The organism is Nocardia sp. CWNU-33, assembly GCF_046764895.1.
In the GTDB taxonomy this organism is placed as follows: domain Bacteria; phylum Actinomycetota; class Actinomycetes; order Mycobacteriales; family Mycobacteriaceae; genus Nocardia.
In genome coordinates, this window is the sequence record NZ_JBKOQN010000004.1 from 187,151 (window position 1) to 213,766 (window position 26,616).

Here is a 26,616-nt window from a genome sequence, read left to right on the forward strand (position 1 = left end):
GGTCGGCAGTCCCTCGTCCCCGATGACTTGACTCCCGGGCGTCGCACGTCGAGAGTGCCCGAATGGTCCACGCCACTGATGTGTCCGGCGCGACGGTGCGCAAGGTCACCCTCCGTCTGGTGCCCTTTCTCGGGCTGCTGTATTTCGTCAACTACCTGGATCGGGTGAATATCGGCTTCGCCGGGCCCAGCGGTATGAAGGCCGATCTCGCGCTGAGCGAAACTGCGTTCGGCCTCGCCTCCGGGATCTTCTTCATCGGCTACCTCATTCTCGAAGTGCCGAGCAATCTGGCGCTGCATCGGTTCGGGGCGCGGCGGTGGATCGCCAGGATCATGGCGAGCTGGGGGATCGTCGCCACCGCAATGGCTTTTGTGCCCAACGAAACCATGCTGTATGTGCTGCGCTTCGCACTCGGTGTTGCGGAGGCCGGCTTCTTCCCCGGCATTCTGCTCTACCTCACCTACTGGTTTCCGCAGCAGCACCGCGCGAAGATCGTTGCCTTGTTCATGACCGCGGTACCGATCTCCACCGCGCTCGGCTCGACGGTGTCGAGTCTGATCATCCAGTACGGCGATGGCGTGTTCGGGCTCACCGGCTGGCGCTTCATGTTCCTGGTCGAGGGCATGCCCGCGCTGGCGCTCGCGGTCATGACCTGGTTCTACCTCACCGACCGTCCGGACAAGGCGAGCTGGCTCTCGCCGCCCGAACGTGATTGGCTGACAGCCGAACTCGCCGCCGAACAGGCCGCGCTGGAGCAGGCCGAGCACTGGACGGTGCGCAAGGCACTGACCCATCCGCGCGTACTCGGCCTCGCGCTCGTCTACGGTGGCATCGTCTACGGCCTGTATGCGCTCGGGTTCTTCCTGCCGACCATCATCGGCGGGTTCCAGCAGCAGTACGGAACGCACTTCTCGATCGTCCAGCGCGGTCTCATCAATGCCGTGCCCTACGTCATCGGCGCGGTCGTCATGGTGTTGTGGAGCAAGCACGGCGACCGAACCCGTGAACGGACCTGGCACGTCGCCCTGCCCGCACTGATCGGCGGACTCGCCATCCCGGTGGCCCTCTACCTCGGAAATCCATTCGCGGCCATGGCTGCTGTCACCGTGTGCGCGGTCGGGGTGCTGGCCGCGCTGCCCACTTTCTGGGCGCTGCCGAGCACCTTCCTCTCCGGCGCCGCTGCGGCGGGCGGCATCGCGCTGATCAACTCGATCGGCAATGTCAGTGGCTTCGTCGCACCGTATGTGACCGGTGCGTTGAAGGATCTGACGGGCAGTCAGCGTGCTGGTTTGTGGGTGGTCGGGCTCTGCATGGTGGGGGCGGCGCTGGGTGCGCTTGTGCTGCGAAACCGGGCTCGCGTGCACTGAACTCGCCTGGGACAGGCAAGAAACGAGCCTCATGAGCCGCGATGAATATCAGCTCGCCAACTCCGGATGCTCGCGGTCCACCGACGCGCGGAGATATGGCAATTGCAGTACCAGCCAGGACTTGTCGCGGTCGTAGCCGTGCCAATGGGAGGCTTCCGGGTCCGCGCCGAGCCCGTCGACCTGCGTCCATTGATCGGCACCGCACCGAATCATGTCGGTGTAGCGGTAGTGCAGATGCCCGTGCAGCATCAGGCCGGGTCGCAGCGTGTTCACCGCGCGCTGGATACGGTCCTGATTGGGCAGGCACTCGGGCAGATTCTTGCGATTCCAGTCCGGGGCCGAGTCTCGCGGTTTGTCGTGCGCGAGTAGCACATCGACCGGCGAGGTGTCGGCGGTGAGCGCCGACTCGAACTCCTCGTCGGTCATCTCCTCTTCCGGAAACCACAGCTTCCCCGCTGTGGCCGGGTGCCGCGACGACCCGAAGCGCCTGCGCCGCTCCGCATGCCGTTCGCTCTGCGCCTCCTTCGCCAATCGCCACAACTTGTCGACCGAATACGCCCCACCGAACGCCGCGAACCGCGTCCCCTCCCACACCCATCGATGCCCGCGCGGGGCATACCGGATATTGCTGCGGCACACCAGGAAGCCGTCATCATCGGCCTTGCCGTCATACAGCTCATGGACCAGCGACGACTTATCGTGATTGCCGTCGAGGAAGTACACCTGAACCCGCTGCTTGCGCGCCACCCGATTCATCACATCGAAGTAGTGCCTGCCCTCCGGCGTGTGTTCCCAGGCGCCGAAGTCCCCGAGCACGAACATCCGCTCGCACTTCTGCCGCACCGCGATACGCACCAACCGCACCGCATGATCGGTATTGCCGTGTATATCACCGGTCATCAGCACGCTCCCCATGACAACATCGTTGCAGGCGCGTCCACACTCGGCATCCGCATTTACACCTTTGTCGAATGACCTGGCCGCAGATCCAGCTCATCGCGGGTTCGGCAGGTCGCTGAGGGGCTGTCCGATCGCGCCGTAGGCTTCCCCGAAGCCATCCCCCCGCCTTGGGGTTTGAACAAACAAGACTGGACATTTTCGCGCGGCTGCGGGCAGCCTTCTCACTGTCCGAGTCTTATGCTTCCCCGGTGAACTCGGTCTCATGGCTACCGCAGTCCGGCAGAGGTTTACGCTGAACACCTCAGCAGCGGTGATGCACTGACCACCTGAGCACAGCATCGTTCACGAGACACCGTGCCGAACGCTCCGCAGCTTCTACTGTGTGTCGCCTGATCAACTTGCTTGCTCATGTCCGGACTGCATCGTGTTCGGCGACGAACTCGAGGAGCCGGGGTATCACCTTCTGCGGGAGTACCCACAGCAGTTCGTGTCCGACACCTGGGTAGACCTCGACGTCGGCGGCGGGCGCATGCTGGCGAAGGCGACGCACTCCGATATCGGGGTCGTTGACGACCGTAGCCCCGCCGAACAACACCAGCAGCGGCGCGGTGATGGCAGCCAGTTGTTCATCGGTGAACGGCTTCGGCCACGGCAACGCCAGCCGGAACTTGAACCCCGCCACAGCCATTGCCCATTCCTTGTCGCTCAGCACGACACCAGGAGTCAACCATTGGGTGAGTTTCTGCATGCGTTCACGGGTAGGCCGCATACCTGCGGAGACCATTTTCAGAAGTAGGCTCCACCGAGGCTTGGCGAAGGTGGCTCCGCCCGGTTCCAGCATGGACAGACTCGCCAGGCGCTCGGAGTGATGGACTCCGAGCAGTCCGGCGATCCACGCGCCGTCGGAGTACCCGGCCACGTGGATGCGAGCCTCGCCGAGCCCATCGATGACCTCGACCAGCCACTTCATGATCTCGGCATGGTCATGCACCGGTGCGCTCTGCTCGCAGCGGCCTGGCCAGCCGATGACATCCGGTGTGTAGACGACACGCTCACGCGCCAGCTCCTCGATGAACGGGGTCCAGAACAAACTGTTGCCGGGCATGCCCGGCAACAGCACCAGCGGCAGGCTCGCCCCCGTTCCCGACTTACGCACTCGCGTTGTCCCGAATGTTGTTTCGACCTCGATGTCCGTCGACGGCACCGGCCAGTCGACCGCCAGTGCTTCGTAGGCCCGCAGGTAGGCCGCTTTGGCCTCGCTGCTGGCGAACCGCCCGATCTTCGGCATGAGCCTCCCCTTCGTCCCCTTTACGGTATGACCGTATCATCTTGGTGGCATGAACATATCACGTATGCGGTATGTACGTACCATCTAGGCTGGCGGGTTGTTCGACACAACAGAAAGGCGGCAGGACGCGTGCCACGATTGGTCGACCATGAAGTGCGGCGGCGGCAGATCACCAGCGCCGTGCGCCGAGTCATCGTCGGCGGCGGCCTGGAAGCCGTCACCTTTCAAACGGTCGCCACCGAGGCCGGAATGTCGATACGGCTGGTGCAGTACTACTTCGGAACCAAGAGGGAATTCCTGCTGGCGACCCACCGGTCGGTGATGGAGGATGCCGGCGCCCGATTCATGCGCCGGTGGACCGCGCTGGGCCAGGACGCTACACCCCGCGCGGTGATCCGCGCGGTCCTCACCGAATTGCTCCCTCTCGACGAGCAACGCCGGGAGGAAACGATCGTCCTCGGCAGCTTCGGATGGGCAGCTGTCACCGGCCAGAGCATCACCGCGGAAGAAACCTTCGCAGCACCACGCACCCTGGCCACGATCATAGCCGACCAAATCGAACGAGCCCAACGCGCGGACGCATCACCAGACCGCGACGCCGCACTCATCACCGCGACAATCGGCGGACTAGCCCAAGGCCTGCTCCAGGGGTACAACACCCCACACGCCGCACTCGATCTCATCGACCATCTACTGGACCGCGTGCTGGGAACGACAGCCAAAAACGCCACCGACCAGCACGATCCCGAGTGAACACGCTCGCGCGGCCATCGATCAGAGGCTCGTTCGTTGGCATGATCGGACGTTCGAGAACGCCAGCATCATGACTCATGGCAAGCGCACCCATCCATCGACCGGATCCGCTTCGAGGCTTGGTGTCAGTGCGCGCCGACCCGCATGCCGACCGGCGGCTTGCCTGCCGGGATGAACGCCAGCGCGGCCGTCGCGACGACCGTCGCGATGATGGCGCTCAGGGTGAAGGCATTGGTGAAACCGCTCAGGTCCGCGCCGGATGTGCGGAGGCTGACCGCGGCAACAGTAGACAGGACCGCAACGCCGAGCGCCGCACCCACTTCGTGGAAGGTGTTGACCAGGCCGGAGGTCACTCCGGCTTGGTCGTGGGCGACGTTGGCCAGTGCGGTGGTTGTCGCGGTGACGAAGGTAGCGCCCTCGCCGGCCGCCGCTACGGTCAGGCCGATGATCACGGCGGCGGTGCCATTCCACAATGCGGGTACGGCGGCGCCTGCGGCCGTGATCGTCAGCGCGACAACGCCGACCGGTCGATAGCCGTATTTGCCGATGAGACTCCCGGCATTGTGGGCTCCGATGATGGTGCCCAGCGCGATGGGCACGAACAGCAGCCCGGTGACCAGGGCCGAATTCCCCTGCGCCTGCTGAAGATAGAACGAACCGAGGAAGAAGCCGGTGATCAGCAGACCGGTCGCGACCAGCATCAGCACCGCCCCTGCCGCAATCGGCCTGCGCACCAGGAGGTGCGGATCCAGCAGCGGCGCTACGGCATTGCGCTCATAGATGACGAAAGTCGCGCCGAGCACGACGGCCGCAAGGAGCGGAACGACGGTGAGCGAGTCGGCCCAGCCATCATCACCGGCATTGATCAGCCCGTATATCGCAGCGCCCACCGCGGCGGTGACCAGCACCGCGCCGAGCACATCGATACTGCGTCCACGCTGCCCCGGTCGATCCGGCGCGACCCTGGTCATCGCCGTGAGCAGCACCAGCCCGACCGGCACATTGACGAAGAAGATCCACGACCAGCCGGGTCCTGCCGTCAACAGGCCGCCGACCAGAACGCCAACCGCCGCGCCGGTGCCGCCGAGGGCACCCCACACGCCGAGGGCCTTGTTGCGCTCCGCGCCGTGGAAAGTGGTGGTCACGATCGCCATGGCCGCCGGCGACAGCAGCGCGGCCCCGACACCCTGTCCGACCCGGCCGCTCAACAGCATCGGCGCGTTCACCGCGAGCCCGGCCAGCAGCGACGAACCGGTGAACGCGACGAGGCCGGTCATCGCCACGCGGCGCGCGCCGAACAAGTCGGCCGATCGGCCGCCGAAGACCATCAGTCCGCCGAACAGCAGTGTGTACGCGGTGATCACCCAAGTCGTCGCGGCCTGACCGAGTTCGAGATCGCGTCCGATATCCGGCAGTGCGACGGTCACCACGGTGATGTCGAGGATGAGCATGAATTGCGCGGTCGCGAGCACCGTCAGGGCCCGCCATCGGCGCGGATCCTGGGGCTCGGCGGTGTCGTGGTGGTGGTGAGTTGGCGTCTGCGGATGCATGACGGCTCCTAAGTTGAACGTGAATGTTCGAGTTAATGCATCGACTGTAACTCGAACACTGCTGTACGAGAAGAGGTGGATTGGTGACACGACTCACCGGCAGTCCCCGCTCGCGGCCGTTCTATAGTTGCCACACAACCCGTACAAGCTTGTTCGAGAAGGGGTGGCGACTCGGTGGCAACACCACGGACGCAACAGCATGGCCAGGCCAAACGCGCCGACGCCAGGCGCAATATCGCCGCGATTCTCGATGCCGCCCAGGAGGCGCTGATCGCCGACCCAGAGGCGAATATCGGCGAGATCGCCAAGCGAGCCGGCGTCGGAAGGGTCACCCTCTACGGGCATTTCGCATCCCGTGCGGAACTGATCGATGCGGTGTTCACCCGCGCCGTCGCCGAGAGCGACTACACCCTCGACAGCGTCGATCTCGATGGCGACCCGCGCGCGGCCATCGGCCGACTCGTCGCCGCATCCTGGAAGCTCATCGACCAGTTCCGCTCACTGCTGGTGGCCGCACACAATCACATTCCTGCGGAACGTATCCGCGCAGCCCACGACCTCCCGATGCGCCGAGTGAGCCGCCTCATCGAGCGTGGCCGAACCGAAGGCGCGTTCCGCGCAGACCTGCCCACCTCCTGGATGGTTGCGGTCTATCACAGCGTGATCCACGGCGCCGCAACAGAAGTCGCCGCAGGCCGCCTAACCGACGACGACGCCGCCCACGTCATCACCACCACCCTGCTGGCCGCATACACGCCATCATCGGAGGTTTCCGACTTCTGCCTTGCCGAGTCGGCCCCCTGATGCCTGGTGTCACATCGGACGCCGACATCAATCGAGAGAGCTGATCGGTACGCGGCCGAACGAAGCCGCACGCGGTCGAACCGTGTGCCGTTGACGCCATCCGGCGGCAGCCGGTGGCAGCAGCGATGCGGCCTGCCGAGCAGGGCCGGATGCCGACGTGCGTCACGGTCGCGGTTGTTCTGGACGCCCTCGTTCGATCGAGTAGCGGGCGGTAAGGGCTGATCAGGGCGCAGTTGTCAGCCGCGGATGCGGGCGGCGATGCCGTCCAGCATGCAGTTGAGACCGAAGTCGAAGCGCTGCTCGGGGTCGGCGTCCTCGGCGTCGGCGACGCGGCGGGCGAAGTGGGGGTAGGCGTTGCTCGCGATGACTTCGCGGATGTAGGGCGCGACGACGGCGCGCCATTCGTCTTCGGTGTGGCCGGTGCGGCGTTGCGCCTGTTCCTCGGCGAGGTGTCGGGCGACGGCCCCGAAGACGTAGGCGTCGACGGTGTCGACGACAGCGGCCGCGACGGTGATGTCGGCGGTGAGGGTGGAGGCGGCCGCTAGTGCAATGTCTTGCAGGCGTAGGGAATTTGCGCCGAGGGTGGGGCGTCCGGTGAGTTCGGCGGCGAGCCACGGGTGGCGGATCATGGTGGCGCGCAGATGGCGGGCCACCGCGGTGAGGTCGGTGCGCCAATCGCCTGCCAGCTCCGGGGGCTCCACTTCACCGTTGACCGCATCGATCATCAGGTCCAGTAGGTCGTCGCGGCCTTCGACGTAGCGGTAGAGCGATGCGGTGCCGGACTCGAGTTCGGTGGCGATGCGGCGCATCGAGACGGCCTCGAGTCCTTCGCTGTCGGCGAGGTCGACCGCGGTACGGACGATCTGCTCTACGCCGGGCGCACTGCGGCGTGGGGTGCGCCGCTCCTTGGTCCACACCACAGCGGGGGTCTCTTCCGGCTTCGCCACCACGTCCTCCTTGTGAAAGGTCCGACCTTGCAAACATCGTAGCAGTATGGCTACGGTGTATCCGAATTGAGAACACTGTATCCATAAAGGAGTGGCCATGACACAGAATCGGGTTCCCGTGCTGATCGCGGGCGGCGGCTCGGTCGGCCTGTTCGCAGCGCTGTTGCTTGCGCACCATGGGGTCGAGGCGATGGTCGTCGAGTGTCAATCGGAACCTTCGATCCATCCGCGCGCGACCGGCCTCGGACCGCGAACCCTCGAATTCTTGCGTGAGGTCGGGCTCGCCGACGCGGTCGACGCGGTGGCGGTGGACATGACGGCGGGCAACCTCGGCAAGATCTCCGCGGTCACGCTGGCCTCGATCGATCCGACCGCCCTGCCGGATGTGGCACCCGCACGTGCGGGCCGGGTCGCCGACCGATTCAGCCCCGCCACGATTCGCGGCACCTGCCCGCAGCACCGGCTCGATTCGGTAGTGCTGCCTGCGGCGACGACGCGGGGCGCCACGATTCGGCACTCCACTCGGCTGCTGTCCTTCGAACAGGACGCGGACGGTGTCACCGCGCACCTGGACGACGGTGCGACGATCCGGGCGGACTATTTGATCGGGGCCGACGGCGTGCACAGCGGTGTCCGCGGCGCGCTCGGGATCGGTACGACCGGCCCTGGCGCACTGGGTAATCCGAAGGTGAACATCCTCTTCCGAGCGGATCTGCGGCCCTACACCCGTGGGCGGTTCTTCGCCGCCTGCGATATCACCACCCCGGATGCGCCGGGCATGTTCATGACCGTGGACGGCGCAACCGAGTGGATCTTCCACACCGAATACCGCCCGGAGGATGGACAGTCGGCCGACGAGTTCACGCCCGAACGCTGTCGTGCCCTGATCCGCGCTGCCGTCGGCGACCATGGGCTCGATGTCGAGGTGCGCAGTCGATTGCCATGGCGGGCACGTGGAATGGTTGCCGACAGCTTCCAACAGGGGCGCGTATTCCTGATCGGTGACGCGGCGCACGCCGTCCCGCCGCTCGGCGCGTTCGGCCTCAACACCGGCGTCGCGGATGCGCACAACCTGGCCTGGAAGTTGGCGGCGGTGTGCGCCGGGCAGGCCGGTCCCGCGCTGCTCGACAGCTATCACGCCGAACGTCGACCGGTGGCGCTGACCACCTTGGAGCAAGCGTTGCTACGGCTGAAAGCACCACGGCTGCACTGGGATTCCAGTGCGGCGGCAGCCTCGGAGCGGACGGCGATGGGCATGATCAACGCCCCGATCGTGCAGCTGGGCTATCGCTACGACTCGGCGGCTGTGGTCGATCCGCAACCGCACTTGCCCTCCACCGAGGACATCGAGCTGGTGCTGGACGGCGCACCTGGCTCCCGGCTGCCGCATGCCTGGATCGATCTGGACGGTAGTCGAGTGTCCACGCTCGACCTCGTGCAATCCCGCACCACGCTGCTCACCGATGCGGGCGGTGTGGAGTGGGCACAAGCCGCGAAAACGGCGGCGGATCGTCTCGGTGTCCCGCTCGCAGTCGTCGCGATCGACTCGGCGAACAGTTGGGCGCGACAGGTCGGGATCGAGGCGGGTGGCGCGGTTCTGGTGCGACCCGATCAGTTCATCGCCTGGCGATCGCCGACATCGGTCGAAGATCCGACCGGCGAGCTCGTCGCCGTGCTGGATCGCGTGCTCGCCGGCGGCGGGGATGGCCGATGCTGATTCCGTTGGCGGGGCACTGCAGTCCCATCGACGAATGGTAACCGCCGAACAGTTTGGGGCCGCGTAATCGGGCAACCCCTCGATATGACGCAGCCGGGCGCTTCGCCCGAACCGAAACGTGAGGTACCAGCATGACATCGGACGGATCGTGGGAAATTCCCCCACTCGACGACGCACCCGATATCGCCCGCACACCCGAATCCCAACCGGGACAAGCGCTGGCCGACGCACGAAATCGGGCCGGGTTCGTCCTGCTCTTCATCGGAGGTCTGGTGACCATCGCCGCCGCGGCTATCGGGGTAGCCGGTTATCGCGGGCCCGCGGTGGTCGGCGCGGTCATCGCCATCGTTATTGTGCTCGGCGGCACCGCGCTGATTGTGCTCGAGCGCCGGAACGCACGGTCGCGGCCGAGCCGGACAGCCGAGCCCGAGGCGCCGGCTTCCTGGCAGGCCGTCGTACCGCCGGGGGCTTGAACCGGCCAGCGCTCATCGAAGATCGCGGCTGCAGCGCTGCGGGCTTCCCGATTCTGGTGGTCTCGGGCGGGCACCGGCAGGCGTTCGAGGACATCTGCGATGCCATCGCCGAGCGAACCGGCGGTGAGCGCGCCGTCTGCCCCGGCATGGATCACCTCGTGTCCGACACCGGCGCGCCGTTCAACGAACTGCTGGAAGACTTCCTCGAGCGCGCCGAACGCGGCTCGAAATGAGTTGTCTCAGTGGTCTTTGCAGACAGCGATTGCGGCGTCCTTGGTGGCGTTGAACCTGTCGATGGCGGCATTCAGGGTGTCGGTCGGTGCGCGCTGGGCGAGCGTGTCGGCCAGCCCATTGGTGTCGTCGCGATAGGCGCGCAGCGGACCGGCCACGTCGGCCGCCACCTCGTTGGTCAACTTTGCGTCGAGGTTGCGCGCGTTGTCGCGCAGCGTGCCGACCGCGACATCGGCCTTGGCATTGACCTCGGGATCGTCGAGCCCGCGATCATTGCTCACGGTGATGTATTCGTTGAAAGAGTGCACCGAGCTGGCATTCGCGCTGCGCAGTGCGGTGCACGCGGCCTCGGTCGTGCGCTCCGCCGCCGCGGCGCGTGAGGAGGACGCGGCGATCGAGGCCGCGGTGACCTCGGAGGTGTAGGCGGCGAGGTCGGTCCGGTTGACCGCAGCGGTGCCGGAGACCTGCGTCGAGCAGGCGCCGATCGTGACAAGACCAACACCGGTCGCCGCGATGGTGGCGGCCAGGCCCGCACGTTCCAGTCGACGCATTGTCGGATCCCCTCTTTCCCTCCGAGTTCCCGGCCACTGGAGGTACCGAACGAGGCCGGACATTCGACCGTACTTTTCGGCGCGCCGCTCGTCAGCGGGCCGCGCCGATATCGATGACGAACCGATACCGGCGCGGCGGCTGCGGCCTGCGGCGTCAGCCCTGGCCGAGCATGGCGCGCATGGTGCCGATTTCGGCCTGCTGCGCGGTGATGATGGCACCGGCCAATGCCTTCGCGTCCGGGTTGGTGCCCGTGGCGAGCTCGGTGTTCGCCATCGCGATCGCGCCGGCGTGGTGATCGATCATCATGGTCATCCACTGGCGATCGAACTCGACGCCCGACGCGGCGTGCAGGGCGCTCATCTGCTCGGGCGTCATCATGCCCGCCATGTCGTGGCCGGTGTGTCCGCCTGCCGCGGTCGGCGCCTGCTGGCCGAAGCTCTGCAGCAGGGTACTGATCTGCTGCATCTCCGGAGCCTGTGCCTTTTCGACGTCCGTGGCGAGCGCGAGCAACTGCTGATTTTCACTCCGGCCAGGGACCAGCTTCGCCATCTCGACGGCCTGCGCGTGATGGGGATACATCATTTGCAGGAAGGTCACATCGGCGGCGTTGAAGTCGGTTCGGGCGGCAGGCAAGCCGGAGCCGGCCGCCGCGCCGGCTGACGAGCCGTGCTCCATGCCGGGCATGGAGCCGGAGTCGTCGTTGCCGCAGCCGGCAACGAAAAGTGCTGCCGCGGTTGCGGCGATGGTGACGGTGATCCGGGTACGGGTGATGAACATGTCTGTGCTCCTGATGAATGCGAATGACTCGGTGTCGGACAGGCGAAAGCCGCGGCCGTGCTCGGTGGCTCGGACGCGGTGGACCTGTCAGATCCGCAGAATCGACAATTCGGCCAGTGACGGAACCGTCCACGGCGGTGCGCGTTCGCGCCGGGGCCTGCCGTTGCGCAGTGCTGCTGCGTCGAGGTGCGGTCGATCGACGGTGACCCGGTAGAGCAACACGAGTATCAAGATGAGACCGACGGCGGTCAGGATGAACACGCACGCGTGCATGCCGCCGTGGGAGTCGCCGCAGCCATCGCTGCCGCAGTCCGTTCCGGTCGCGGCGGTGCCGTGGTCGTCGGCAGGCATGGCCGTTGTAACCGCTGCGGCCATATGGTGTTCGCCGGGGACCGCGAACACGCCCGCATGCATCGCGATGATGCCCGCGAGCAGCGCGAGCACGCCGAGCAGCCGGGGGAGCCCGGATGCGCGCAGTGGAGCGTGCTGTGCCGTCACCTCGCCCATTCTAGGCATGGCGGGTCCACGCTCTGCGATACCCCTGGTGGGTAACTCGTCATGGCGTGGCTATGTCGATGACCAGGCGGGTGGGGTTGGTGAGGGTGGTCACGGAGAATGGTGGGCGGTCGGCGTGCACGCCGATAAAGGACTGGGTGGTGCCTTCGAAGACGCCGGACCGGTAGACGCCGGCGACCGCGGGGGCGCTGGGGTCGGTGGCGGGGTCGGGACCCGCGTAGGGGGTTGCGCCGCTGTCGAAGGGATACGCGGAGCCGGTGATCTGGACCTCGAGGATCGAGCGGCCCGCTACGTCGATGATCGTGCCGCTGCCGTCCTGGACGGCTCGGTCGGCATATTGCACGATCCAGCCCGGGACGCCGACACCGCCGAGGTCGTAGACCACACGGTCGAATCCGGGTTGGTGGCCGATCCGAATATCGGTCACCGTGAGGCCTGCGTCGCCGGAGGGTTTGCCCCGCTTCGGTTGCGCGTCATCTGGTGTGGACCGTGGTGTCGCGTCGGCGAGCGTGCTCGCAGCCGATGTGGTCGGGGAGCCCGAGGTGGCAGTCCCGTCGTCATCACAGCCGGCGAGCAGTACCGCTGCGGCGGCGGCTGCCAACACCATCCTTGTGCGCATAGGGCCCGATGGTAGCCGTCGAATCGAATGTTGCCGATGATTTGCACGATGCGGTTGCCGATGCCGGTGAACCAGGCGGGCGGCTGCCACGTAGTTATCGGTGACCGGGTGCACCGGGTGCACCACGATCCATGGAGGGATTCGAAAAATGCTGTCGACCACAAGCTTCCGTCGTTCTGCGCTACCGTTCGCCGCTGCCGCGGTGGCACTCGCCGGATTGCTGACTGCGTGCGGAGGCGCCGAACCGGCGAAACCGGTCGCCGTTACCAGTTCGGTCCCGCCGGCGTCCGCCGCCGCCCCTGCGCCGCAGGCAGGACAGGTGCCCGCGGTTGCGAAGACGCAGGGCTGGCTGAAGATCTACGACGGGCCCGCTCCGGCGGGCGCAAATGCGGTGCAGCTCAATGTGACCAGCAATCCGAGTGTCGGACAGTATGTCTCGGACGGAGCCGGTCGATCGCTGTACCGGTTCGACAAGGACACCGCCAATCCGTCGGCCTCCAATTGCGCCGGGCAGTGCGCCGTCACCTGGCCGCCGCTGACCGTCGCCCGAAATCAGTCGATCTATGTGGCCGGCGTCGACCCGCAGCGCGTCGGATTCATCGAACGTGCCGACGGTGCATGTCAAGTCACTGTCGGCGGCTGGCCGGTGTACTACTTCGGGAAGGATAAGAACGCGGGTGATCTGCTCGGCCAAGGCGTTGGTGGCACCTGGTTCGCGGTGGCGCCGAGCGGCGGCAAGGCTACGGCAAGCTGATCCGGATCCCGTTGCGGCGCAGTAGCTCGGTGGTTTTCCCGGCCCCGACGAGATCGCGCGGCAACGATCTAGCACACTTGACGCGTGGGAACTGTCGAGGAAGTACTTGGCCGACTGCGGCGGTATCCGGATGTGGAGGCTCAAAACCTCTACGCCGTGGATGCCGCCGATCGGCTGATCCTCGATGTCGCCGACGACGCGATCGCCGCGGCTGGTAGCGGGAGAATAGCCGTTATCGGCGATAATTACGGTGCGCTCACCCTCGGTGCGATCGCCGGGCACGACCTGCGCGATGTCCGGGTGCATCAGGACCTGCTCACCGGCGAGCTGGCGCTGGCCAACAACGCCCGCGCGCTCGGACTCGCGGATCGCTACAGCGCGCAGCCACTCACCGACAGCCTGCTCGCGAACGTGCAGGTGGTGTTGCTGCGGCTGCCGCGGGTCCTCGCCGGGCTCGCCGAGGTCGCCGACGCCATCGCGCGCTACGCCGACCCCAAGGTCCAGGTGTTCGCGGGTGGTCGCGACAAATACCTCACCACATCGATGAACGACCTACTCGCCGAGTCCTTTTCGGAGGTGCGCGCCAGTCGCGGCAGGCAGAAGTCGCGCACCCTGCTAGTCGCGGGGCCGAAACCGGTTGGCGAGCTGCCGTTCCCGGTGCGGGAGCGGATCGACGATCTCGACATCGATGTCGTCGCGCACGGCGCTGCCTTCTCCGGGGCTCGCCTCGACATCGGAACCAGGTTCCTGCTGCAGCACCTGAAGTGGATGAAGCCCGACGCTCGCGACGCCATCGACCTCGGCTGCGGCACCGGAATCCTCGCGGTCACACTGGCGAAGGCACGACCGGGCATCACCGTCCTCGGCACCGATCAGTCGGCCGCGGCGGTGGCCTCGGCGCGGGCGACGGCCGAAGCCAACGGCGTCGCCGACCGAGTGACGGTGGTGCGCGATGACGCGATGTCCTCGGCCGCCGACAACAGCGCCGATCTGGTGCTGTGCAATCCGCCGTTCCATGTCGGCGCGGCCGTGCACACCGGCTCGGCGATCAAGATGTTCACCGAGACCGGCCGAGTGCTGCGTCCCGGCGGTGAGCTCTGGACCGTCTTCAACTCGCACCTGAATTATCGAGGGGTGATCGAGCGGATGGTCGGGCAGACCGAAGTGATCGGTCGCAATCGAAAGTTCACGGTGACGCGGTCGGTGCGTGGGCTGCACGACGCGCATCGATAGTAGAGTCCGAATTGTCCGTCTCGTTGAGTTGCTGGAGCCTGACTCCGGGAACTCGGCACAGCCGACACGCGTTGGACGGGTAGTTGGATATCGAGTGACCAACGGCCACGGCGAGCGTGGGCCACGACTCCAGAAAGGCATTCACGGTGCGCACGACAAGCAATCCGGTTTTCAGAAATCTCCCTCGGCAAGAGGGCGGTGGCTATGCCAACTTCGGGTCAGGGATGACTGGCGCGGGCCAGCTGGGTCAGCAGTTCGGTAACCAGTACGGCCAGCCCTATCAGCAGCCGTATCAGCAGGCCCCCGCCACGCGCGCGATGACCATCGACGATGTGGTGACCAAGACCGCGGTCACGCTCGGCGTGCTCGCACTTTCGGCGATCATCTCCTACGGCCTGACCAACGCGAACAACTCGCTCGCGCCGCTGTTCGTTTTCGGCGGTGGCCTCGTCGGCCTGGTGCTGGTGCTGGTCGCTACCTTCGCGCGCAAGATGGACAACCCGGTCATTGTGTTGTCCTATGCGGTGTTCGAGGGCCTATTCGTCGGCGCGCTGTCGTTCATATTCACGAATATCGAGTTCGGCGGGGTCGGCGGCAGCGCCATGATCGCGCAGGCCGTGCTCGGCACCTTCGGTGTGTTCGCGGGCATGCTCGTGGTCTACAAGACCGGCGCGGTCCGGGTCACCCCGCGCTTCACCAGGATGGTCATCGGCGCCATGATCGGCGTGCTCGTCCTGGCGCTCGGCAACGCGATCGCCAGCTACTTCATCGATGGCGGCCTCGGCCTGCGTGACGGCGGCCCGCTGGCCATCGTGTTCAGCCTCGTCGTCATCGTGATCGCGGCATTCAGCTTCCTGCTCGACTTCGACGCCGCCGATCAGCTGATCCGCGCACAGGCGCCGGAGAAGGCGGCCTGGGGCGTCGCGCTCGGCCTGACCGTCACCCTGGTCTGGCTCTACGTCGAGATCCTGCGCTTGCTGAGTTACTTCAACAACGACTGACCCTGACAAGCAACGGCTCCCCATCCGATCTCGGATGGGGAGCCGTTTGTCGTTGCGGCGACGGTCGGTCGCCATCAGGCGGCGGCGCCGAGCCCCACCGCGACGATGACCGGAACCATATACAGCAGCGGGAAGGGGATGCTGGAGTAGGCACGGGCGCGGATGTTGGTGATGATGGCACCCGCGAAATAGAGCACGATGCCGACCGCGGCGGCATAGCCGATGACGGGGATCCACAGGCCGGCGACCAGGCCGATCGCGCCTGCGGTCTTGGCGAGGCCGAGCCAGGTCCACCACGACTCGGGGACGCCGTATTCGACCAGCGGGTCCACCACGAACTTGGCGCGCCGCAGCAGCGAGAAGCCGGAGAAGCCGACCCAGGCGGCGGCGAGGACGGTGACGATGAGGTAGGCGGTGTGCATGGGAGTGGGCTCCTCGATGGGTTGTTCAACTCGATGTTGCTCAGAAGACGGAACCCGGTCGGGAAGTGTGACATCGACGAGCTGAACCCGCATCCGGCCTGATCGGACGCCGTGGGCGTGAAACGCCGAACGGCTCCCTGTCCGCCGGACAGGGAGCCGTTCGATTGTCGTAACTAGCTGAGGCGCTCGATGACCATTGCCATGCCCTGGCCGCCGCCGACGCACATGGATTCCACGCCGAACTGCTTGTCGTAGGTCTGGAGGTTGTTGAGCAGCGTGGTGGTGATGCGGGCGCCGGTCATGCCGAACGGGTGGCCGAGCGCGATCGCGCCGCCGGAGACGTTCAGCTTGTCCTCGTCGATCTTCAGCTCGCGGGCAGAGCCGAGCACCTGCACCGCGAACGCCTCGTTGATCTCGAACAGGTCGATGTCATCGACCGTCTTGCCTGCCAGCGCCAGGGCGCGCTTGATGGCCTCGATCGGGCCGAGGCCCATGATCTCGGGGGAAAGGCCGGAGACACCGGTGGACACGATGCGCGCCAGCGGGGTCAGGCCGAGTTCCTTGGCCTTGGTGTCGCTCATGATGACCAGCGCGGCGGCGCCGTCGTTGAGCGGGCAGCAGTTACCGGCGGTAATGCTGCCGTCCGGCCGGAAGACCGGCTTGAGCTGGCTGACCGCCTCGTAGGTGACACCGGCGCGCGGGCCGTCGTCCTTGGAAACGACTGTGCCGTCGGGGAGGGTGATCGGGGTGATCTCGCGCTCGAAGAAACCGGCCTTGATGGCTGCCTCAGCCCGGTTCTGCGAGCGAACGCCCCAGCGGTCCTGGTCCTCACGAGTGATGCCGGTGAGGGACGCGACATTCTCCGCGGTCTGGCCCATCGCGATGTAGGCGTCCGGGATCAGGCCGTCTTCGCGCGGGTCGTGCCAGATGCCCGCGCCGCCCTCGGCGGCCTTCGCGGTGCGCGCCTTCGCCTCGTCGAAGAGCGAGTTCTGCGTGTTCGGCCAGCTGTCGGCGGAGCCGTTCTTGTAGCGGGACACCGTCTCCACACCCGCGGAGATGAATACGTCACCCTCGCCGGCTTTGATCGCGTGGAACGCCATCCGGGTGGACTGCAGCGACGAGGCGCAGTAGCGGTGCACGGTGGTGCCGGGCACGAAGTCGTAGCCGAGCTGCACGGCGACGATGCGGGCGAGGTTGAAGCCCTGCTCACCGCCGGGCGAACCGCAGCCGAGGATCAGGTCGTCGATCTGGGCCGGGTCCAGCGCAGGAACCTTGTCGAGCGCCGCGCGCACGATCTGCGTCGTCAGATCGTCGGGCCGCATATCGACCAACGAGCCTTTGGCGGCGCGGCCGATCGGGGAGCGGGCGGTCGAAACGATGACGGCCTCGGGCATGAGGACTCCTTTGTTGGGACGGTAAGTGTTGGCGTTCAGACGTTGTCCGAGCACACTCCGCGAACCGTTTGTTACTAGTGCGTTCTCATCGAATCTACGTCGCGTCCTGCTGGGCGGGAAGCGGGGGTCGCCTCGTTCAGCGCGTCGATCAGTGCGGGCAGCAGCAGCGCCGCAGCCAGTTCGTAGCCCGCCGCCGAAGGGTGGAATCCGTCGGCGGCGAACATCAACTCGGGGGCGGCGCGGAACTCGGGCGCGAGCAGATTGCCCATCTGCACCGGGCGCCCGCCCGCGACGGTGGTCGCCACGGTCTGGGCCCGAGCCAGTCGAGCGCTCCAGTTCTGCACCACGGTCCGCAGCGGCTGCGGAATCGCGGTGACGATGCCGAGATTCGGGCAGGTGCCGACCACCACGATGGCGTCGGCTCGGCGCAGCCGCGCCACCGCGCTGGCCAGTCTGCGCGCTGAAGCCCGGATGGAATGCTTCTTGGTGATGTCGTTGGCGCCGATCAGGATGACCGCGGCGTCCGGCGGCGGCCCCGCCACGAACATCGCGTCGACCTGGCCGGCAAGTCCTTTGGAGGTGGCCCCCGATATCGCCTTGGTGCTCAGCCGAATTCGCTGTCCGGTGGCCTCGGCGAGGCCACGGGCGATGCGCACGCCGGGCACCTCCTCGGCGCTGTGACAGCCGACGCCGCCTGCGGTGGAATCACCGAAGATCATCAAGTGCAGATCCGCGTGCACACCGGCTCGCCATGGCTGCGGCACGAGGCATCCTGCGGTGTAGATTCCGTCGGCCTCCGGTGGTTTCGAGGTGTCGCGCCCGATCACGCCCCTCGCCACCCCCGCCTGCGCCATGAGCAGGCGATATGCCGCCCAGGATGCCGTCCCCGCGCCGGAACCGGCCAGTACGGTTGCGGCACTGGTGACTGCCGCGATCCGCCAGCTGATCCGTGGTGTGCTCACGGGGAGAAATTTTACGGACGCACGCGGCGGACACAATTCCGCCGGGCGGTTCACTCGATGACCTCAGGCGGGCATGTCGAACCAGCCGCGGGCCGGGATACTGACGTTGTTGGTGGTGACGGTGACCTCGACACGGCCGGGGCCGGTGTCCTGGAACAGCGAGTATTGGATGCTGCCGTAGATGCCGGTGACCACGATGTTGTTGTAAGCGCCCGTCGCGCCGGTGGTCATATTGCGCCAAGCGACGGTGGTGTAGACCTCGCACAGCGGCGCAAACGGGTACGCGCCGGGACCGATCCCGGAGACCGGCAGGGCACGGACGTTGAATATGGCACGGCCAGGCCATTCCTGGTTGGTCTCGACCCAGGTTCTGACGTTCGTCCAGCACAGTCCGCCGGTGGCCAGCGTGGGCACCTGGGGGAACTCGACGGTCGTCGCGTTCGCCTGTGCACCGGATCCGACGATCACGGCCACCGCCGATCCGGCCAGAACCGCAGCGGCACGGGCGATGTTCGGCTGCCTCATGCTCAGAGATCCTAGGCGCGGGTGCGACGGATTGCCGGTAGTCACGACAGACGTGGCGTGCCCGAATTCACATCTACCGGCTCTGCGGTGCGGGCCAAGGGTGTTCGGCCGGGTGCCGGGTAGTAGAGAACATGGCGGTGGGCTGCCCGGACGACGGTTCTGCAACGATGGGTGCCATGCGCATCGCGGATCATGTCGTGGACCTCATCGGCAATACACCGCTGGTCCGGTTGAACTCTGTGGTGGGACCGAACGCCGGCGTGGTGGCCGCCAAGATCGAGTACCTGAATCCTGGCGGCAGTTCCAAGGACCGGATCGCGGTGAAGATGATCGAGGCCGCCGAGAAATCCGGGCAGTTGCAGCCCGGCGGCACGATCGTCGAACCCACCTCGGGCAACACCGGCGTCGGCCTCGCCCTAGTCGCCCAGCAGCGCGGCTACAAGTGTGTGTTCGTCTGCCCGGACAAGGTCAGCGAGGACAAGCGCAATGTGCTGCGGGCCTACGGCGCCGAGGTCGTGGTGTGCCCGACCGCCGTGCCGCCGGATCACCCGGACAGCTACTACAACGTCTCCGACCGGCTGGTACGCGAGATCGACGGCGCATGGAAGCCCGACCAGTATTCCAACCCCGGTGGACCCGATAGCCACTACGAGACCACCGGCCCCGAGATCTGGCGCGACACCGACGGCAAGGTCACCCATTTCGTGGCGGGCGTCGGCACCGGCGGCACCATCACCGGCACCGGTCGGTACCTCAAGGAGGTCTCCGGCGGCAAGGTGAAGATCATCGGCGCCGACCCGGAGGGCTCGGTGTACTCCGGCGGCACCGGGCGTCCGTACCTGGTCGAGGGCGTCGGCGAAGACTTCTGGCCGTCCGCCTACGACGCGGCCATCCCCAACGAGATCATCGCGGTCTCCGATGCCGACTCCTTCGACATGACCCGCAGGCTCGCCCGCGAGGAGGGACTGCTCGTCGGCGGCTCGTGCGGCATGGCGGTGGTGGCGGCCATCGAGGTCGCGCGCCGCGATCCGGACGCGCTCATCGTGGTACTGCTGCCCGACGGCGGCCGCGGCTACCTGTCCAAGATCTTCAACGACGAGTGGATGAGCTCCTACGGCTTCCTGCGTGAGCGTCTCGACGGCACCACCGACGAGCCGCTCGTCGGTGACGTGCTGCGCGGCAAGTCGGGCGGGCTGCCCGATCTGGTGCACACGCACCCGTCGGAGACCCTGCGCGACGCCATCGAGATTCTGCGCGAATACGGCGTCTCGCAAATGCCGGTCGTCGGCGCCGAGCCGCCGGTGATGGCGGGCGAGGTCGCGGGCAGCGTCTCCGAACGCGATCTGCTCTCCGCGGTGTTCGAAGGCCGCGCGCACCTGACGGATCCGGTCGCCAAGCACATGAGCCCGTCGTTCCCGCTGATCGGTTCCGGCGAACCGATCTCCGCCGCGACCAAGGCGCTGTCGGACACCGACGCTCTCATGGTGGTGGAGGAAGGCAAGCCCGTCGGCGTCATTACCCGCCACGACCTCCTCGGCTTCCTGAGCACGGGCAGCATCGGCCACTGATTTTCCTCATGATCGCCGGGCTGAATCCGAAGGCCCGGCGATCCCGGGGCCGCCGCGGCCCGCTATCGGCGCGGCCTGCCGGATCGGTGGCGTAGCAGGGTTATCCGATGGTCAGGGTTCGAATGTCGTGAGCATCGCTTCCAGCGCCTGCTGATCCGGCCCGACGAAGGGGGGAGCCGTCGGGGCCGCCGAGATCGTATCGAACATGTGATCGTTCATGCCGATGGCGGGCGGCAGGTGTGTGCTGAAGATGCCGGACGGATCCAGCTTGCGAATCGGATCCACAGTGGCCGAGTACTTTTCGGGATCGGCGGTGTGTACCCATGGGCTGTCCACCGTGGCCCACAGCAGCTGTGCCTGCGGCAACTCCGGTCCGGCGGCGCGCACATCGGCGCCCATGGCGATCTCCGCGCTGGGCAATGGCGCGCCGAAACAGTCGGAGCTGAACAGTGCCCCGGAGCCGGTATCGAAAACGCCGACCGTAGCGGGGTTGTCGAACAGCGGCGGCCGGAAGCCGATCAGTGTGCGATCCCCGACATCCAATTGCTGCCCTGGGTTGAGCAGAAACACCCGATCGAGCGGAATTGTCCACTCGCAGGACATGATTCCGACGCCGGCGAAGGTCGTGACGATGCGGGCGTGCGGTGCGGCGTCGAGCAGGCTCCACAGCCCGCCGGTGTGATCGCGGTCCGGGTGGGTGAGCCAGATCCAGCGCACGTCGGAGGGATCGATGACCTGCCCGAGCTCGGTGCGGAAGTCCTTGTCGGAGTTGCTCAAACCGGTGTCGATGACGACCGGCTCAGCGGCGTGCAGAACGAAAGCGTTGACCGGGATGAACCCGAGACCAGGCACCTCGGCGCAGTCACTGAGCGCGGTGACATCGGCGGTGAGCTGATGGATGTTCATGGCGTCCTCGAAAGGGTTGGTCGGCGCGAGTCAGAACGGGACCTGGGTGCGCAGCAAGCCGGTTGCTTCGCCGCGGCCGGAGAGTGCCCGGCAGAACTCGATGGCGTCGAGTTCGAGCGGATCAGGTGCGTCGGCGGATGACCAGGCGCCGCCCGCCGGTCCGGTGAGCGTCAACCGGTAGGGCATACCGTGGCGCTGGGCCCATTCGCGAACGACGTTGTCGACTATGCGTCCGTCGTGGTCGGCGGTGAGCACCAGATCCTGGCCGGTGGCCCGGCACAGGTCGATCCGGTGCATCCAGGGGTCCCGGGTCAGGATGATGTCGATCGGGTAGCCGAGGCTCCATCTTTCGGCGACGCCGTTGACCAGCTGCGAACCCGGCATCGGCCGACGGCGGATGAATCCGGGTATGCGGCGGCGCATCCGGGCGGCTCGGGGGCCGAGCTTCGCGAGTAGCGCGGTGAGCTCCGCAGGCGTGTGCTCGCCGAACTCGCGGACCTGCAGTGCGGTCAGCGCGTCGATCGTTTCGGCTTCGCCGCCCGGTCGCTTGTTCGCGATCCGGTTCTGCCGGAAGTTCTCTCGCGGGGAGGCCGCCATTGCGGCCATGCCGACTACATGCGAAATCAGTTGGTGCACAGTCCATTCCGTGCATTCGGTGGGCTTCGCCCAGTCATCGGGGGCGAGTCCGGCCACCGCTTGCGCAATGCGCGTGTATTCCGTTGCCGCCAGCCGCATTGCCTCGGGATGGTCGAGCGTGGGTCGGCGGAGCTCGGTCCGTTCGCTGGTGCTCATCGTTGTCATGGTCGCTTCCTTGCGCTGTCACTCGGTTGTTCCGCTGTCGTGTGCCAGGTCGACACCATCGGCCCACATATCCACTGCGCGATCGAGCAGCCTGCGTCTGCTGTCGCCGCCCGGGTCGTTGGCCAGCTGCTGATCGATGAGTCCGGCCAGGAGGGCGAACCAGATCTCGACATCGCCGCGATCGGTGACACCGATATTCGCGAGTAGTTCGAGGCCCTGGTGCAGTACCCGGACGGACGGCGCATACGACTCCGACGACGGTACGAAGCTGGGGATGGTCCGCTGGTTCATCAACTGGTAGCGCGCCAGATCGGCGACCGCGAAGTCGAAGAAGGCTCGGGACAGTACCCGCATCTGTGCCCGAGGCGAGGCGGGCAGCTCCGCGATCGCGCGCTGGGACACTCGCTCGTACTCCTGCCAGGCCTGGCCGAACATCGCGTCGTAAATGGCGTTCTTCGAAGCGAAGTGCGTGTACAGCGAGGGGGCCCGCATGCCGACCCGGCTCGCCACTTCGCGCAGCGTCAGCTGCGGGAGGCCGTGTTCCCGCGCCAACTCCCAGGCAATCTCCAGGATCTCCTGTCGAGTTGCCTCACGCCGTTCGGCTTGCCTATTGCGAGTAGATTCACCTAACACAGTTAGGAGTGTGATGCAGTTCACATCGAATGTCAATAGCGCGCACTCGCGCGGATCGGCCGCCGAAGCCGGGGTGCTTCGGCGGCCGATCAGATGACCCCAGGTGCGGCGATCGCCTCCCGACCCCGACGGTTCGGAACCACCCACAGCACCGCCACGGTTCGGGCCGGCACGAAGAGCTGAACATCAGGCCGCCGAGGGTGTGGCAAATTGTTCGCAAATCGATGATTCCGATGCTCGCGCCGAGGTATAACCGGCCTGGAAGCTGCCCTGGCAAATCGTCGGGACACAATCGGGATAGCGAAGGGATGGGCCGTGCACACCTACAGTTCGGCTATCGATTTCCAGCAAGGGTTCTCGGACGCGTGGAGTTCCGTCGCCACATTTGTCCCCAAGCTGGCCGGATTCCTCGTCATCCTGCTCATCGGTTGGATCGTTGCGAAAACGGTCGCGGCGATCGTGAACCGAGTGCTCGAGCGGGTCGGCTTCGACCGGCTCGTCGAGCGGGGCGGGATCAAACAAATACTGTCGCGCAGCCGCTATGACGCTTCGGATCTACTGGTGAAGCTGGCCTACTATGCGATCCTGCTTATCGCGCTGCAGCTCGGATTCGGCGTATTCGGGCCGAACCCGGTCAGCGATATGTTGAACGGCATCGTCTCCTGGCTGCCGAAGGCCGCGGTTGCGATCGTCATCGTGGTGATCGCGGCGGCGATCGCGCACGCCGTCCGTGACATCGTCACGAACATGCTCGGCGGTCTGTCCTATGGCCCGACGCTCGGCTGGTTCGCCGCGATGTTCATCTGGGGTGGCGGCGTCATTGCGGCACTGAATCAGATCGGGGTGGCGACCTCGGTCACGATGCCGATTCTGATTACTGTCCTCGCCACCATCGGCGGCATTCTGGTGGTCGGCGTCGGCGGCGGCATGGTCCGTCCGATGCAGCGGCGCTGGGACAGCTGGCTCAGCAACCTCGAAGAGGAGATGTCCGCGGTGAAAGGGCATGCGGAGGCGTTTAACCGTGGCCGAGAGGATGCGTCGCGCGAGCAGCTGTGGATGGATCAGCAGGCCGCCCGTGGACAGCAGTGGCGGCCGGAGGCGTCGGACGGGTCGTATTCGGGTGGGTATTTGCAGGGTGGGTATTCGAACGGCGGGTATCCGCAGGGCGGCTATGCGCAGTACGGCGATCCGCGCGATATGCGATAGGCAGCCGACACCGAGTAGGTGCAATGTCCGCCGCGGGCCGATCCGGTTCGCGGCGGACGTGCGTCATGGGACGGTGCGCCACGGACCGGATTATGTCCTCGCGAAATCGCTCGGCTGGTCGCAGAGTCGAATGTCTAAGCCGACTTGCGTCAGCACATCCGTGGCAATTTCAATTCTCAGCGAAACGCATTCGCGTCGGTCAGCGCTTTGCCGAGCACGAGTTGGTGGACCTCCGCGGTGCCCTCATAGGTGAGCACCGACTCCAGGTTGTTCGCATGACGCAACACCGGATAGTCCAGTGTGATGCCGTTGGCGCCCAGAATGGTGCGGCATTCGCGGGCAATCGCGATGGCCTCCCGTGTGCTGTTCAGCTTGCCCGCGCTGATCTGCTCCTGGCGCACCACACCCTGGTCTTTCAACCGACCCAGATGCAGCGCGAGCAGCTGGCCCTTGCCGAACTCCAGCGCCATGTCCGCCAGCTTCGCCTGGGTCAACTGGTAGGCGGCCAGTGGCTTGTCGAAGACTTCCCTGGTCCTCGCGTATTCGATGGTCGCGGCCAGGCAGTCGCGGGCCGCGCCGAGCGCACCGAAGATGATGCCGAAACGGGCCTCGCTCAGGCAGGCCAGCGGAGAGCTCAGCCCACGTGACTGCGGCAGCAAGGCATCGGCAGGCAGCCGGACATCGCTGAAGTCCAGTTCCGCGGTGATCGAGGCGCGCAGCGACAGCTTGCGATGCATCTCCCGCGCGGTGAACCCGGGCGTGCCCGCAGGTACCAGGAATCCGCGAACCACCTGTTTGCCCTCGTCCTCGGTCTGGGCCCAGACCACCGCGACGTCGGCCACCGATCCGTTGGTGATCCACATCTTCGATCCATTGAGCACCCAGTCGGCGCCGTCGCGCTTGGCGCGGGTCCGCATGCCACCGGGGTTGGAGCCGAAATCGGGTTCGGTGAGCCCGAAACAGCCGAGCGCGCGGCCCACCGCCATCTCGGGCAGCCACTGCTGCTTCTGCTCCTCGGATCCGAACTTATGGATCGCCGTCATCGCCAGTGACCCCTGCACCGACACCATGCTGCGCACCCCCGAGTCCACCGCCTCGAGCTCCTGGCAGGCGAGCCCGTAGGTGGTCGCCGACATCCCCGCGCACCCGTAACCGTCCAGATGCATGCCGAGCAATCCGAGTTTGCCCAGCTCAGGGGCGATCTCACGGGCCGGAAAGGTGCCCGATTCGAACCAGTCCGCGATATGCGGTCGCAGCCGTCGGTTCGCGAAGGCCGCGACGGTATTCCGGATCTCGCGCTCCTCGTCGGACAGCAGGGCATCGATCGCGAACAGTTCTTCGACAGTCACCATGGCCTCAGCCTAATTCGGATCGGCGGCACCGAGACCGGCCTCACTCCGACCGCCCGTCACAAGGTTCCGGGACACTGGCCGCGGCCGCCTGCTGCCGATGGCCGAGGGGCGGCGGGGAACAGGCGGCCCGGTATACGCAGTAAGAGGTCGCACCAGCCAGTTGCCCATAATTCACCGCCATCTAGGCTGGGGCCATGAGTGAGTTGGGATTCTCTACACGGGCCGTGCACGCCGGATTCGATCCCGATCCGCGGACCGGTGCGGTGAACGTGCCCATCTTCGCGAGTTCGACGTTTGCCCAGGACGGGGTGGGCGGGCTGCGCGACGGCTACGAGTACGCCAGGACCGGCAACCCGACCAGGACCGTGCTCGAGGCGAACCTCGCCGCGCTCGAATCGGGCCGCTTCGGACGGGCATTCGCCTCCGGCATGGCCGCAACCGACTGTGCGCTGCGCGCCACGCTGCGGCCCGGCGACCACATCGTGATTCCCGACGACGCCTACGGCGGCACCTTCCGGCTGATCGACAAGGTGTTCAGCCAGTGGGGCATCGAGCACTCGCCCGCCCACGTGTTCAACGTCGACGAGATGCGCGCCGCGATCCGTCCGAACACCAAACTGGTCTGGATCGAGACCCCGACCAACCCGCTGCTCAGCATCGGCGACATCCCCGCACTGGCCGAGGTCGCGCACACGGCGGGCGCGAAACTGGTGGTGGACAACACCTTCGCGACACCGTACTTGCAGCAGCCACTGCTGCTCGGTGCCGACATCGTCACGCATTCGACCACCAAGTACCTCGGCGGGCACTCCGACGTGGTCGGTGGCGCGCTGATCACCAACGACCCGGAGCTCGACGCGGCATTTGCCTTCCTGCAGAACGGTGCGGGCGCGGTGCCCGGCCCGTTCGACGCCTTCCTCACCCTGCGTGGCACCAAGACCCTCGCGTTGCGGATGGATCGGCACTGCGACAACGCGGAGGCCATCGCCGAGTTCCTCACCAGGCATCCTGCGATCTCACAGGTCATCTACCCCGGGCTGGCCGAGCATCCCGGCCACTTCATCGCCGACAAGCAGATGAAGCGCTTCGGCGGCATGATCTCGGTGCGGCTGCACGGCGGCCCGGATGCGGCGCGCGACTTCTGCTCGCGGACCAAGATTTTCACCCTGGCCGAATCGCTCGGCGGCGTGGAATCGCTGATCGAGCACCCCGCCGCGATGACACACGCATCCACCGAGGGCTCCGATCTCGAGGTGCCCGCCGATCTGGTGCGGCTTTCGGTCGGCATCGAAGACATCAGCGACCTGATCGCCGATGTCGAGCAGGCACTCGCTGGCTGAGGTATCGGACATGACGAAGCGGCCG

General features: G+C 66.4%; 28 protein-coding genes. 12 read left to right on the plus strand and 16 right to left on the minus strand.

Annotated elements, in window-relative coordinates; genetic code table 11:
• Positions 1-62 precede the first annotated feature (62 nt).
• Positions 63-1,367 carry an MFS transporter gene (locus tag ACLMAL_RS06755; RefSeq protein ID WP_411998285.1) on the plus strand — a complete coding sequence of 435 codons (1,305 nt, stop codon included), beginning with the start codon at positions 63-65 and terminating at the stop codon, positions 1,365-1,367.
• Positions 1,368-1,415: 48 nt separating this feature from the next.
• Here ACLMAL_RS06755 and ACLMAL_RS06760 read toward each other — a convergent pair whose 3' ends face one another.
• Entirely contained in the window at positions 1,416-2,267 is an 852-nt protein-coding gene (locus tag ACLMAL_RS06760) for a metallophosphoesterase (protein WP_411998286.1), read from the minus strand.
• A 406-nt stretch (positions 2,268-2,673) separates the two neighbouring features.
• Positions 2,674-3,555, minus strand: coding sequence for an alpha/beta fold hydrolase (locus tag ACLMAL_RS06765; RefSeq protein ID WP_411998287.1), 882 nt, complete (start codon positions 3,553-3,555; stop codon positions 2,674-2,676).
• 129 nt (positions 3,556-3,684) lie between these two features.
• Here ACLMAL_RS06765 and ACLMAL_RS06770 point away from each other — a divergent pair, with 129 nt between their 5' ends.
• Positions 3,685-4,308, plus strand: a complete 624-nt coding sequence (locus ACLMAL_RS06770; protein WP_411998289.1) for a TetR/AcrR family transcriptional regulator — start codon at positions 3,685-3,687, stop codon at positions 4,306-4,308.
• A gap of 125 nt (positions 4,309-4,433) precedes the next feature.
• Here ACLMAL_RS06770 and ACLMAL_RS06775 read toward each other — a convergent pair whose 3' ends face one another.
• Positions 4,434-5,858, minus strand: coding sequence for an MFS transporter (locus tag ACLMAL_RS06775; RefSeq protein WP_411998290.1), 1,425 nt, complete (start codon positions 5,856-5,858; stop codon positions 4,434-4,436).
• 174 nt (positions 5,859-6,032) lie between these two features.
• Between ACLMAL_RS06775 and ACLMAL_RS06780 the strand changes: the two genes are divergently transcribed.
• Positions 6,033-6,662 (plus strand): TetR/AcrR family transcriptional regulator, encoded by a 630-nt coding sequence (locus tag ACLMAL_RS06780; RefSeq protein ID WP_328405999.1) that lies wholly within the window; start codon positions 6,033-6,035, stop codon positions 6,660-6,662.
• A 236-nt stretch (positions 6,663-6,898) separates the two neighbouring features.
• Here ACLMAL_RS06780 and ACLMAL_RS06785 read toward each other — a convergent pair whose 3' ends face one another.
• A complete protein-coding gene (locus tag ACLMAL_RS06785) occupies positions 6,899-7,609 on the minus strand; it encodes a TetR/AcrR family transcriptional regulator C-terminal domain-containing protein (RefSeq protein ID WP_411998291.1) in 711 nt (236 codons plus the stop codon).
• Positions 7,610-7,706: 97 nt separating this feature from the next.
• Here ACLMAL_RS06785 and ACLMAL_RS06790 point away from each other — a divergent pair, with 97 nt between their 5' ends.
• From ACLMAL_RS06790 to ACLMAL_RS06800, 3 genes are all read left to right on the plus strand, one after another.
• Positions 7,707-9,326, plus strand: coding sequence for an FAD-dependent monooxygenase (locus ACLMAL_RS06790; protein WP_411998292.1), 1,620 nt, complete (start codon positions 7,707-7,709; stop codon positions 9,324-9,326).
• 131 nt (positions 9,327-9,457) lie between these two features.
• Complete coding sequence (locus tag ACLMAL_RS06795; protein WP_411998293.1) at positions 9,458-9,799, plus strand: hypothetical protein; 342 nt, start codon at positions 9,458-9,460, stop codon at positions 9,797-9,799.
• Positions 9,796-10,032, plus strand: coding sequence for a hypothetical protein (locus tag ACLMAL_RS06800; RefSeq protein ID WP_411998294.1), 237 nt, complete (start codon positions 9,796-9,798; stop codon positions 10,030-10,032). The genes ACLMAL_RS06795 and ACLMAL_RS06800 overlap by 4 nt, the downstream gene beginning before the upstream one ends.
• Before the next feature lie 6 nt (positions 10,033-10,038).
• Here the strand turns inward: ACLMAL_RS06800 and ACLMAL_RS06805 are convergent, their stop codons facing one another.
• From ACLMAL_RS06805 to ACLMAL_RS06820, 4 genes are all read right to left on the minus strand, one after another.
• Positions 10,039-10,581: a hypothetical protein gene (locus ACLMAL_RS06805; protein ID WP_411998295.1), complete on the minus strand. Its 543-nt coding sequence runs from the start codon at positions 10,579-10,581 to the stop codon at positions 10,039-10,041.
• Positions 10,582-10,735: 154 nt separating this feature from the next.
• Complete coding sequence (locus tag ACLMAL_RS06810) at positions 10,736-11,359, minus strand: DUF305 domain-containing protein (protein ID WP_411998296.1); 624 nt, start codon at positions 11,357-11,359, stop codon at positions 10,736-10,738.
• Positions 11,360-11,446: 87 nt separating this feature from the next.
• Positions 11,447-11,857: a DUF6153 family protein gene (locus ACLMAL_RS06815; protein ID WP_411998297.1), complete on the minus strand. Its 411-nt coding sequence runs from the start codon at positions 11,855-11,857 to the stop codon at positions 11,447-11,449.
• Positions 11,858-11,915: 58 nt separating this feature from the next.
• Positions 11,916-12,494 (minus strand): hypothetical protein, encoded by a 579-nt coding sequence (locus ACLMAL_RS06820; protein WP_411998298.1) that lies wholly within the window; start codon positions 12,492-12,494, stop codon positions 11,916-11,918.
• Between the two features lie 148 nt (positions 12,495-12,642).
• On the opposite strand from ACLMAL_RS06820, the gene ACLMAL_RS06825 reads away from it, so the two are divergent.
• The 3 genes from ACLMAL_RS06825 (at position 12,643) to ACLMAL_RS06835 (ending at position 15,482) form a co-directional block, all read left to right on the plus strand.
• Positions 12,643-13,248, plus strand: a complete 606-nt coding sequence (locus ACLMAL_RS06825) for a hypothetical protein (protein WP_406232995.1) — start codon at positions 12,643-12,645, stop codon at positions 13,246-13,248.
• A gap of 84 nt (positions 13,249-13,332) precedes the next feature.
• Positions 13,333-14,481, plus strand: coding sequence for a class I SAM-dependent methyltransferase (locus ACLMAL_RS06830; protein ID WP_411998299.1), 1,149 nt, complete (start codon positions 13,333-13,335; stop codon positions 14,479-14,481).
• A gap of 146 nt (positions 14,482-14,627) precedes the next feature.
• The gene (locus tag ACLMAL_RS06835) at positions 14,628-15,482 is read left to right on the plus strand and encodes a Bax inhibitor-1/YccA family membrane protein (RefSeq protein ID WP_411998300.1); all 855 of its coding nucleotides are present in this window, start codon (positions 14,628-14,630) and stop codon (positions 15,480-15,482) included.
• 74 nt (positions 15,483-15,556) lie between these two features.
• On the opposite strand, the gene ACLMAL_RS06840 is transcribed toward ACLMAL_RS06835, so the two are convergent.
• The 4 genes from ACLMAL_RS06840 to ACLMAL_RS06855 form a co-directional block, all read right to left on the minus strand.
• Positions 15,557-15,904 carry a DoxX family protein gene (locus ACLMAL_RS06840; RefSeq protein WP_411998301.1) on the minus strand — a complete coding sequence of 116 codons (348 nt, stop codon included), beginning with the start codon at positions 15,902-15,904 and terminating at the stop codon, positions 15,557-15,559.
• 173 nt (positions 15,905-16,077) lie between these two features.
• Complete coding sequence (locus ACLMAL_RS06845; protein WP_406232989.1) at positions 16,078-17,298, minus strand: acetyl-CoA C-acetyltransferase; 1,221 nt, start codon at positions 17,296-17,298, stop codon at positions 16,078-16,080.
• 74 nt (positions 17,299-17,372) lie between these two features.
• The gene (locus tag ACLMAL_RS06850; RefSeq protein ID WP_411998302.1) at positions 17,373-18,260 is read right to left on the minus strand and encodes an SGNH/GDSL hydrolase family protein; all 888 of its coding nucleotides are present in this window, start codon (positions 18,258-18,260) and stop codon (positions 17,373-17,375) included.
• A 63-nt stretch (positions 18,261-18,323) separates the two neighbouring features.
• Entirely contained in the window at positions 18,324-18,785 is a 462-nt protein-coding gene (locus ACLMAL_RS06855) for a hypothetical protein (protein WP_411998303.1), read from the minus strand.
• 176 nt (positions 18,786-18,961) lie between these two features.
• Here ACLMAL_RS06855 and ACLMAL_RS06860 point away from each other — a divergent pair, with 176 nt between their 5' ends.
• Positions 18,962-20,353, plus strand: a complete 1,392-nt coding sequence (locus ACLMAL_RS06860; RefSeq protein ID WP_411998304.1) for a cystathionine beta-synthase — start codon at positions 18,962-18,964, stop codon at positions 20,351-20,353.
• Between the two features lie 111 nt (positions 20,354-20,464).
• Here ACLMAL_RS06860 and ACLMAL_RS06865 read toward each other — a convergent pair whose 3' ends face one another.
• From ACLMAL_RS06865 to ACLMAL_RS06875, 3 genes are read right to left on the minus strand one after another with little or no spacing between them, the layout of a single operon-like run.
• Positions 20,465-21,259 (minus strand): MBL fold metallo-hydrolase, encoded by a 795-nt coding sequence (locus ACLMAL_RS06865; protein ID WP_411998305.1) that lies wholly within the window; start codon positions 21,257-21,259, stop codon positions 20,465-20,467.
• A 30-nt stretch (positions 21,260-21,289) separates the two neighbouring features.
• Entirely contained in the window at positions 21,290-22,060 is a 771-nt protein-coding gene (locus ACLMAL_RS06870; RefSeq protein ID WP_411998306.1) for a maleylpyruvate isomerase family mycothiol-dependent enzyme, read from the minus strand.
• 18 nt (positions 22,061-22,078) lie between these two features.
• Positions 22,079-22,693: a TetR/AcrR family transcriptional regulator gene (locus ACLMAL_RS06875; protein ID WP_411998307.1), complete on the minus strand. Its 615-nt coding sequence runs from the start codon at positions 22,691-22,693 to the stop codon at positions 22,079-22,081.
• Between the two features lie 315 nt (positions 22,694-23,008).
• Here ACLMAL_RS06875 and ACLMAL_RS06880 point away from each other — a divergent pair, with 315 nt between their 5' ends.
• Positions 23,009-23,899 carry a mechanosensitive ion channel family protein gene (locus ACLMAL_RS06880; protein WP_411998308.1) on the plus strand — a complete coding sequence of 297 codons (891 nt, stop codon included), beginning with the start codon at positions 23,009-23,011 and terminating at the stop codon, positions 23,897-23,899.
• Between the two features lie 176 nt (positions 23,900-24,075).
• Here ACLMAL_RS06880 and ACLMAL_RS06885 read toward each other — a convergent pair whose 3' ends face one another.
• Positions 24,076-25,251: an acyl-CoA dehydrogenase family protein gene (locus ACLMAL_RS06885; protein ID WP_411998309.1), complete on the minus strand. Its 1,176-nt coding sequence runs from the start codon at positions 25,249-25,251 to the stop codon at positions 24,076-24,078.
• A 194-nt stretch (positions 25,252-25,445) separates the two neighbouring features.
• Here ACLMAL_RS06885 and ACLMAL_RS06890 point away from each other — a divergent pair, with 194 nt between their 5' ends.
• Complete coding sequence (locus tag ACLMAL_RS06890) at positions 25,446-26,591, plus strand: cystathionine gamma-synthase (protein WP_328405953.1); 1,146 nt, start codon at positions 25,446-25,448, stop codon at positions 26,589-26,591.
• Positions 26,592-26,616: the final 25 nt, after the last annotated feature.

Coding starts and splice junctions, on each gene's coding strand:
- ACLMAL_RS06805 (WP_411998295.1), bottom strand. CDS start 10,581: ATGCGTCGACTGGAACGTGCGGGCCTGGCCGCCACCATCGCGGCGACC.
- ACLMAL_RS06865 (WP_411998305.1), bottom strand. CDS start 21,259: ATGAACATCCATCAGCTCACCGCCGATGTCACCGCGCTCAGTGACTGC.
- ACLMAL_RS06870 (WP_411998306.1), bottom strand. CDS start 22,060: ATGACAACGATGAGCACCAGCGAACGGACCGAGCTCCGCCGACCCACG.
- ACLMAL_RS06855 (WP_411998303.1), bottom strand. CDS start 18,785: ATGAGGCAGCCGAACATCGCCCGTGCCGCTGCGGTTCTGGCCGGATCG.
- ACLMAL_RS06860 (WP_411998304.1), top strand. CDS start 18,962: ATGCGCATCGCGGATCATGTCGTGGACCTCATCGGCAATACACCGCTG.
- ACLMAL_RS06885 (WP_411998309.1), bottom strand. CDS start 25,251: ATGGTGACTGTCGAAGAACTGTTCGCGATCGATGCCCTGCTGTCCGAC.
- ACLMAL_RS06845 (WP_406232989.1), bottom strand. CDS start 17,298: ATGCCCGAGGCCGTCATCGTTTCGACCGCCCGCTCCCCGATCGGCCGC.
- ACLMAL_RS06760 (WP_411998286.1), bottom strand. CDS start 2,267: ATGACCGGTGATATACACGGCAATACCGATCATGCGGTGCGGTTGGTG.
- ACLMAL_RS06795 (WP_411998293.1), top strand. CDS start 9,458: ATGACATCGGACGGATCGTGGGAAATTCCCCCACTCGACGACGCACCC.
- ACLMAL_RS06820 (WP_411998298.1), bottom strand. CDS start 12,494: ATGCGCACAAGGATGGTGTTGGCAGCCGCCGCCGCAGCGGTACTGCTC.
- ACLMAL_RS06775 (WP_411998290.1), bottom strand. CDS start 5,858: ATGCATCCGCAGACGCCAACTCACCACCACCACGACACCGCCGAGCCC.
- ACLMAL_RS06825 (WP_406232995.1), top strand. CDS start 12,643: ATGCTGTCGACCACAAGCTTCCGTCGTTCTGCGCTACCGTTCGCCGCT.
- ACLMAL_RS06810 (WP_411998296.1), bottom strand. CDS start 11,359: ATGTTCATCACCCGTACCCGGATCACCGTCACCATCGCCGCAACCGCG.
- ACLMAL_RS06840 (WP_411998301.1), bottom strand. CDS start 15,904: ATGCACACCGCCTACCTCATCGTCACCGTCCTCGCCGCCGCCTGGGTC.
- ACLMAL_RS06790 (WP_411998292.1), top strand. CDS start 7,707: ATGACACAGAATCGGGTTCCCGTGCTGATCGCGGGCGGCGGCTCGGTC.
- ACLMAL_RS06765 (WP_411998287.1), bottom strand. CDS start 3,555: ATGCCGAAGATCGGGCGGTTCGCCAGCAGCGAGGCCAAAGCGGCCTAC.
- ACLMAL_RS06755 (WP_411998285.1), top strand. CDS start 63: ATGGTCCACGCCACTGATGTGTCCGGCGCGACGGTGCGCAAGGTCACC.
- ACLMAL_RS06890 (WP_328405953.1), top strand. CDS start 25,446: ATGAGTGAGTTGGGATTCTCTACACGGGCCGTGCACGCCGGATTCGAT.